The organism is Mycobacterium sp., from assembly GCF_049281135.1.
Taxonomy (GTDB): domain Bacteria; phylum Actinomycetota; class Actinomycetes; order Mycobacteriales; family Mycobacteriaceae; genus Mycobacterium.
Genome location: NZ_JBAPRN010000218.1, coordinates 1 through 8,544 on the forward strand (window position 1 = coordinate 1; position 8,544 = coordinate 8,544).

At 65.9% G+C, this 8,544-nt stretch carries 5 protein-coding genes and 1 pseudogene; all 6 read right to left on the minus strand.

Annotated elements, in window-relative coordinates; translation table 11 throughout:
- A pseudogene (locus WAN02_RS09070) lies at positions 1 to 255 on the minus strand (ammonia channel protein); the annotation flags it as partial.
- Between the two features lie 340 nt (positions 256 to 595).
- Positions 596 to 3,931, minus strand: coding sequence for an AAA family ATPase (locus tag WAN02_RS09075; RefSeq protein ID WP_422263823.1), 3,336 nt, complete (start codon positions 3,929 to 3,931; stop codon positions 596 to 598).
- An 87-nt stretch (positions 3,932 to 4,018) separates the two neighbouring features.
- On the minus strand, positions 4,019 to 5,011 hold the full coding sequence (locus WAN02_RS09080; RefSeq protein ID WP_422263824.1) for an ATP-binding cassette domain-containing protein: 993 nt from the start codon (positions 5,009 to 5,011) through the stop codon (positions 4,019 to 4,021).
- A gap of 3 nt (positions 5,012 to 5,014) precedes the next feature.
- Entirely contained in the window at positions 5,015 to 6,064 is a 1,050-nt protein-coding gene (locus WAN02_RS09085) for an ABC transporter permease (RefSeq protein ID WP_422263825.1), read from the minus strand.
- A gap of 176 nt (positions 6,065 to 6,240) precedes the next feature.
- Complete coding sequence (gene ftsY / locus WAN02_RS09090) at positions 6,241 to 7,536, minus strand: signal recognition particle-docking protein FtsY (RefSeq protein ID WP_422263826.1); 1,296 nt, start codon at positions 7,534 to 7,536, stop codon at positions 6,241 to 6,243.
- 12 nt (positions 7,537 to 7,548) lie between these two features.
- Positions 7,549 to 8,544 (minus strand): AAA family ATPase (locus WAN02_RS09095; protein WP_422263827.1); only part of this gene is annotated, 996 nt, incomplete at its 5' end.

The following is an 8,544-nucleotide window of genomic DNA, read 5'->3' on the forward strand; positions in this document are numbered from 1 at the left end:
GGCGTCCGCGGCCACGGAGTTGCCACCGATAAGACCTTTGAGACCGAAGTACTCAGTCGGATCGCCGAAGAGGTTGTGCGTATCGTTGCCGAATGCCATCGAGTAGCCGTAGAGCACCCACAGCACCGTCACCACACCCATTGCGCTGATACTCATCATCAGCATGTTGAGAACGCTTCTGGCGCGGACCATTCCGCCGTAGAAGAACGCCAGTCCTGGGGTCATCAACAGCACCAGTGCAGAACTTGCCAGCATCCAAGCGGTATCACCGGTATCGGGCTGGCCCAGTGTCGGGAAACTCACTCGCTTTCACCTCCGGTCGGCCATCGACAGCCACCAGACAATTGCCTGTGGCCTGCAGGAGAACCTTGCGCACTGGTTGTTACAAAAGGCGGCGCTGACAGGTTTCGCCGGTGTTACAGAAAGCGGGAGGGTCAATTCAGCCAAGAAGCACGTCGACGAAAGCGGCGGGTCCGCCCGCCAGGCGCTGCGCACAGACGGCCCGGCGCGCCGCTCGTAGCTGGCAAATAGCGGGGAAGAAGGCGCACGGGTTGAGGCAGAATCCGACGGTTTCCATCCGCGGATTTCCGGCCAGCTATGTCGGATCTGACTTCGGGCGCCGCTTCGATGTCGTCGACCATTGAATAGCCTTGTTCAACAAAGGGTTTCGAGATATTTTCTGTGAAGTAGACAATATTCGGCTTGCGCCTGCCGCAGCAGCGCGCACCGTCCACGAATCGGCCATCGCCATATGTCCTAGCCGGCCAAGCTTCATGGTCATGGCGCGGTGTTGCCGGCTGAGCTTGCGGTGGGCGGCCTCGTCGCCGTGGGCGCCGGCCAGTAGCGCGCGCACCCGCAGCGACCAGATCTCCCGGTCCACCACGTCGATCGGGGCGGCGGCCAACCGCTCGATCGCGGTGTGCGCTTCCTTCAGATCAGCCTCGCCACCGCGGGTCACCAGCATCTCCGCGAACATGCCGGTGGTAGGGATGCACCAGGCAAACTGCCCCGCCGCGAACAGGGCGTCCACGGCTGGCCGCGATGCCGCAATGGCACCATCGACGTCTCCACGCCGGCCCTGCTCGCAGCCGATGTAGGCCTCGATAAGCGGTACCTCGGACAGGGTCCAGTGCCCGTCCAGACACATGTCGCGAAGTTGTTCAAGTGCGGTCAGTCCGCGGTCACGATCGGCTGGCGCGTCGCGGTGCAACAACGCCAGGCCCAGCGCGTAGCGGGCATGGCCGAGGGCGAAATCGTCAGCGGATCGTTCGGCGATCTGCACCGCGTCCTCAATGAGTTCCAGCGCGGCGTCGTCGGCCAGCAGCACCAAATCGGCTATCCCTATTCCGTAGGTGAAGGCGATCACCATGGCATGGGTCGTCGGGTCCGCCTCACGTGACATGGCGGCGGCGACGGGTAGGTCGGGCAGCACCTCTGCGATGGGACGTCCCGTGCCCCCCCGGCCAACCGCTCGCGTGGCGTAGGCGAACGCCAGCGGCGACCCAATGATGAAGTTGCCTTTGGTGGGGTCACCGTCAGCCAACTCGATGACGGTGTGTGACCAGCGCGCCACGTCGGCGTGGTTGCCGGTCTCGATCTTGACCAGTGTCGGTATCCACGACAACCCGACCGTCATGGTCGGATCGGCGATCGCCTCGACCAGAGCCATCAGTTCGTCCGCCAGCGCTGAGGCCTCCCGCACCCGGGCATGAATCCAGTGGTCCATCACCTGCCCGGCCATGCCCATCGCCAACGACGCCTTGTCACCGGCCAGCGTGCTGAGCTCACGCAACTCCTCAAAACGCGTCAGGGCGTCTTTGGCATGGACCCGGTAGGCGGTGCCACACAGCAGCGTGCGCGGCGCGATCCGCATCCCGATGCGCTCGAGGTCCTCGACGGGCAACGCGTCGGCGATCTCGCTGGCCCGCTGCCAACTCAGCCGCGCCGCCGCCAGATCGCGGTGCGTCGACCACGCCCCGGCGCGCATATGCCAGCCATAGGCCAACTTCACATCGCCCGCTGCCTCCAGGTTCTCGGCGATCACCGAGGCGTTCTCCTCGACCGATCCCGGGTCGCGGGCCTCGATGGCCGCGGCCAGGCGCCGATGCAACTTGGCACGATCTGATTTCAGTTGCGATTCGTAGGCCACTGCCTGGATCAAAGGGTGCCGAAACGCATACTCGGCGCGCGGGGTGAACCGCACCTGATCAATCAACTCCGCCTCGACCAGCACCTCGAGGACCGGATCGATCCCCAAGCTGATCAACAGTTCCGGGCTGAACTGTGAACCGATCACCGCCGCGGCGCTCAACGTCTGCTTGGCCCCCGGCTCAAGGCGATCGACGCGCGCGGCGATCACCGCCTGCACCGTGGCCGGCACGCTGACCTCTGCCACATCGGTGCGGCACAGGTAGCGGCCGCGCTCGCCCTGGAGCACCCCGCGCTCGGCAAGCTCGCGCACCATCTCCTGCGCGAAAAACGGGTTACCGGCGGTCCGTTCGGTGATCAGCACCGCCACCGCGCCCACCGAAGGATCCGCGCCCAACAGCTCACCAATCAACGCCGAGATATCCGCATCACCCAGTGCCGCCAGCGCCACCGTCTGCGCGCCTGGCACCTGGGCCAGTGCCCCGTGGTAGTGGGGGCGGTAAGTGATCAGCGCGATCGACGGGGTCTGCGGGATCACCTTCAAAAACTCGGCCAGCATGGATTCGCTGACCGCATCGATCCAATGCGAATCTTCAACGATGTAGACCACCGGCTCAGTACGCGCCAGTGACCAGGAGTTGATCAGTGCGGTCAACCGCCGCCGCCGCGCTGCCGGGTCGATACTCGGCAGCTCGGAGTCCGGGTCACCGATGCCCAACAGGTCATCCAGCAACACCAGATCCTGCAGATCGACACCGTCGGGAACGTGGCTGCGCACCCGCGCCCGCGCGGCCTCAGCATCAAGATCGCCGATCCCGGCGATGGCCCGCAGCAGGCGCGCCACCACATGAAATGAGATGTCACCGGCATGCGACTCGCAGAAGGTCGAAAACACTGCGACACCACGGCCGCGGGCGATCTCGGCGGCCTCGTGTACCAGCCGGCTCTTGCCGATGCCGGGGGGTCCCGCCACGCACACCACACCTCCGTGGCCATCGATCGCTCGATCGAGCACACCTGTGACGGTGTTCACTTCCCAATGACGACCCACCAACGTGGTCTCAAAGCGACCGATGCCTCCTGGCTGCGACGCCAAGGCCAGCAACTGCCGCGCGGGTACCGCATCTTTGGCGCCCTTGATATGCACCATCTCCGGCTCACCCAGCACCGCCGCGCCCTCAACCAGCCGCGCCGTCGACTCGCTGAGCATTACCCCACCCGGCGGCGCCACCGACTCCATCCGCTGCGCCATCCCGACCTGCACACCGACCGAGGTGTAACCCGTAGCGCCCGAACCGATCTCACCGGCGATAACCTGACCCGAATTGAGGCCTATCCGCAATTGCAGGTCGACACTATCGCGACGCTGGACCTCCGCAGCCAGCCGCTTGACCTCATCCTGAATACCGAGGGCCGCCAGACAGGCACGCAACGCGTGATCCTCCAACGCCATCGGGGCACCGAACACCGCCATGATGCCGTCCCCGGTGAACTTGTCCACGGTGCCGCCGTAGCGCTGTACGACTGTCGTCGAGCAGTCCACCAGGCCGGACATGATCTCGCGTAGCGGCTCTGCCCCGACGGCTGCCGCAATGTCCATCGAGTGGACCACGTCGGCGAAGAGGATCGTGACCTGCTTGTATTCAGCCGACTGGCTGGCCTGGACAAGGCGGGTACCGCACTCCCCGCAAAATTTGGCCGGCGAACTTGACTGCGCCCCGCAGGAACCGCAGGTCAACCCAGCCTGGGTTGGCCCACGGCCACCCTCCCCGCTGGGGTCCACGCCAGCATCGTTTCACTGTTGGTCAACGATGTCCGCAATATCGCCTGCGATGCACGACACGAAGTTGTCGGTTGGCGGCGCAGGTCACTAATTCATTGCGATGTCGCGGTGTTCGATGAGGTCGCGCACACCGGTGGCGCCGAGTCGCTCCCGGAATGCCTGCACGGTGTAGCCGACGACGGTCGCATCGGTACGGGCACGCACCGTGGCCGAGCGGGGCATACCGAACAGCGGTCCGATCTCACCGAAGTAGTCGCCGGACTTCTCGACCTTGAGCAGTTCTTCACCGCCGGCCGCCAACTCGCGTACGACTTCGAGTTCGCCTTCGGCGACGATGTAGATCAGGTCGCCTATGCTGCCCTGCTCGAAGAGCACGGAACCGCTTGTAAGACTGACTGTTTCGGGTTCCCGGTGGATAGAGATAAACTGCGGCACCATCTCGACGACGCGGTCGGCGAGCGGGAGGATCCGGGTGTCGTGCGTGGCGACCACAACAACCCGCTCACCCGTCGCCAGCTCGCGGATCAGCCGCAGCACCTCTTCTACCTGGATGAAGTCCAGGTGCGCCGTGGGTTCGTCGGCCAGGATCAACGGCGGGTCCAATGCGATCGCGCGCGCGACTGCTACCCGTTGCTGCTGACCGCCGCTCAAGTCGCCGGGCCGGTGCCGCATCCGGTCCTGTAGTCCGACGCGCGTCAGTAACTCCTCGGCGCGCTCGCGGGCCGCGCGACGCGACCGTCCGGCCGCCCACAGCGGCACCATCACGTTCTCAACCGCGCTGAGGCTCGCTACCAGGTTGAACGCCTGGAACACGATGCCGACGGTGTCGCGTCGGTACGCGGCGAGCGCGCGGCGATCCAGCCTGGTGACCTCGACGTTGCCGAACTCGATGCGGCCGGCGGTCGGGCTGAGGATGCCGCCCAGACACGACAGCAACGTGGTCTTCCCGCACCCGCTCGGGCCCAGCAGGATCACCAGCGATCCCGCGGTGACCTCCAGATCCAGGCCGTCGATCGGGCGGACCGCGTACCGATCGCTGGAGTATTCGACGACGAGCTCCTTGATGCGCAGATCACCCATGGCCTACGGACCTCCGAACGCCAGTGCCGGGTCCACGGTCATCACACGTCGCATTCCCGCGACGCTCGCCAGCAGACCGATCACCACCGCGATTACCGGAAGTAATACGAAGGCCGAGGTGGGCACTACCACGGGTATCGGGAACAGCGGACCGAGCACCAGCGAGAGCAGTGCGCCGAGCACCGCCGCGACCACCGCCACGACCACCGCCTGAAGCGCCAGGCCAGCGAGCACCGCCCGAGTGCTGACACCGACCGCTTTGAACACCGCGAAATCGCGGGTCCGCTCCAGCGCGGACAGGTAGATCAGCGATCCAACAATCAGCGCCGCAACCGCCCACAGCAGAATCGCCAGGTAGGAGATCGCCCCCAAGGCCTTTTGCAGCGGGCGCAACAGGTCGTCCAACGCAACGTCACGATGCACGATTTGGTAGCCGTCGGGTGTCTCAGCGGGTATGCCGCGCAAGCCGATGGCGGAAACCAGGGGCTGTCCCGAAAACAGCATCTGCTGCGCCCCTGCGACGGTGAAGAATACGTTGGCTTGTCCCGCGAGCGCCGTGGAATTGTCGACGAGTCCGACGATCCGCGGTGTGCGCGAGCTGATCTGGAGATCGTCGCCGACAGCGCGACCCAGGGTGTTCGATACCGCGATCTCGCCGGGGTTCGACGGTGCCACCCCCGCCGCCACGGTCGGTATCCCGGTGCCGTGTTCGGACACGCCGAACACGTTGACGTTCTGTGACGCGCTCCGGTCTTGCAATACCCCGACGCCAAAGACCAGGGGGGTCGCCGATTTGACGCCCGGAATCCGGGCGACACCCGTCGCCACTGCGTCCGGGAACGGCGCCGAACCCTGGAATGGACCCACCGCTCCCGCCTTGATGAGGTACGCCTCGAAACCCAATGAGTCGACCGTGTGCCGAGCCTCGGCGCGAAAACCATTGGCCAGGCCGGTGAGGACGAGGGTCATCGCAAACACGATGCCGGTGCCGATGATCGCAATGACAAAGCGCCGCCGTCGCCATTGCAGATCCCGCCACGCGGTGATCAGCACGGTGATCCGCTCCGCGGCATGCTCGCTACGTTAGCTACCGCACTGGACCAGCGATGCGAGTTCGGTGAAAATCGGTGCACGACCTGCCCGGCATCGACGATCGCGCATTCCAACGGCGGCAAGTTTGCTGCAGACGTCTTCTACGACAACGGTTTATATTTTTCAGCCAACTCTATTCAGCCAAGAAGCGCGTCGACGAAAGCGGCGGGTTCGAACGGCGCGAGGTCGTCGGGTCCTTCCCCCAGCCCGACCAGCTTGACCGGCACGCCGAGCTCTTGCTGAACCCGGAAAACGATGCCGCCCTTGGCCGTACCGTCCAGCTTGGTGAGCACCGCTCCGGTGATATCGACCACGTCGGCGAACACGCGCGCCTGCGCCAGCCCGTTCTGCCCGACGGTCGCGTCGAGCACCAGCAGCACCTCGTCGACGGCGGCCCGCCGCGTCACGACGCGTTTGACCTTGCCGAGCTCGTCCATCAAGCCGGTTTTGGTGTGCAGCCGGCCCGCGGTGTCGATCACGACGACGTCAGCGCCTGACTCGATGCCCTTGTCAACGGCGTCGAACGCCACCGAAGCCGGGTCGGCGCCCTCGGGCCCACGGACCACCTCGGCGCCCACCCGGGCGGCCCAGGCCTGCAATTGGTCGGCGGCGGCGGCGCGAAAAGTGTCGGCGGCGCCCAGCACGACCCGCCGGCCGTCGGCGACCAGGACCCGCGCCAGTTTGCCGACCGTGGTGGTTTTGCCGGTCCCGTTGACGCCGACGACCAGCAGTACCGACGGATGGTCGTCGTGCGGCAGAGCCCGCACCGAGCGGTCCAGACCGGGCTGCAGCTCGGTGATCAACACGTCCCGCAGCACCGCACGGGCATCGGCCTCGGTTTGTACGTCCTTGCTGGCGAGCCGGCTGCGCAACTGAGAAACTATCGAGCTGGTCACCGTCGGACCCAGGTCGGCAATCAGCAGGGTGTCCTCGATTTGCTCCCAGGAATCCTCGTCGAGGTCGCCGCCACCGATCAGCCCCAAAAGGCTGCGGCCCAACGCATTCTGCGATCTGGCCAGCCGGCCGCGCAGACGTTCCAAGCGCCCTTCGGGCGGTGCGATTTCCTCGGTTGCGGGCGCCGTCGCCGCGGGGGCCGGGTCGATCGGCGGCGTCGGCTCGGCCAGCGGTGCCACCGAATCCAGTTCGGGCAGTTGAACATCGGAGACCGAGCGCTTCGGCGCGTCACGCGGAATGGTCGCGTCGTCACCGACAGCGGGCAGCCCCGTGGTGTCGATGTGTTGGGGAGTTGCGGTGCGGCTGAACGTGATTCCCGATGACGCGGTGTAGCCGCCGGAACGATCCAGGGTTGGTGTCTGCTCGCCGGCCGACAGGCTGATCTGCCGACGGCGATAACGCAGCAGCCCCAGTACCAGGACGGCGATGACGATCAGTGCGGCAGCGACCGCGATCGCGATCCACAGACCTTGCGGCAACGTGTTCCTCGCTTAGGTAGTCGTGACCAGCTGGTTTACCTGCTGGCCGCGCATGCGTTGAGAGATCACCGCGGTGATGCCATCGTCGCGCATCGTCACGCCGTAGAGCGAGTCGGCGACTTCCATGGTCGGCTTCTGGTGAGTGATCACGATCAGCTGCGACTTGGCCCGCAGCAGCTCGAACAGGCCGATCAGCCGCCGCAGGTTGGTGTCATCGAGCGCGGCCTCGACCTCGTCCATGATGTAGAACGGCGACGGCCGGGCCCGGAAGATCGCGACGAGCATCGCCACCGCGGTCAGCGCCTTCTCCCCGCCGGACAGCAGCGACAGTCGCTTGACCTTCTTCCCGGGTGGACGGGCCTCGACCTCGATCCCGGTGGTGAGCATGTCGTCGGGGTTTGTCAGCAGCAGACGCCCCTCGCCGCCGGGGAACAGCGCGGCGAAAACCCCTCGGAATTCCCGCTCCACATCGACATAGGCCTCGGTGAACACCTGCAAGATGCGGGCGTCGACATCGGCCACCACGTCCAGCAGATCTTTGCGCGCGCCCTTGACGTCCTCGAGTTGGGTGGACAGGAAGTTGTAGCGCTCTTCCAGCGCGGCGAACTCCTCCAGCGCCAGCGGGTTGACCCGACCCAACTCGGCGAGCTCTCGTTCGGCGCGTTTGGCGCGACGTTCCTGGGTGGGCCGGTCGAACGGCAGCGGGGCCGGCGCCGTCACCTGTTCGCCGCGCTCGCGGGCCTGCTCGTATTCGGCCATCTCCAGCTCGGTCGGCGGCAGCGATACCTGCGGGCCGTATTCGGCGACCAGGACGTCGGGCGACATGCCGAATTGTTCGAGCACCATTTGCTCGAGCTGCTCGATGCGCAGCGCCGCCTGCGCTTTGGCCACCTCGTCGCGGTGTAGCGATTCGGTCAGCGTGCCGATCCGGGTGGCCAGCGTATTCACCTCGTCGCGGACCGCGGCCATTGCCACCGACCGCTGCTGGCGCTCGGCGGAGAGCACATC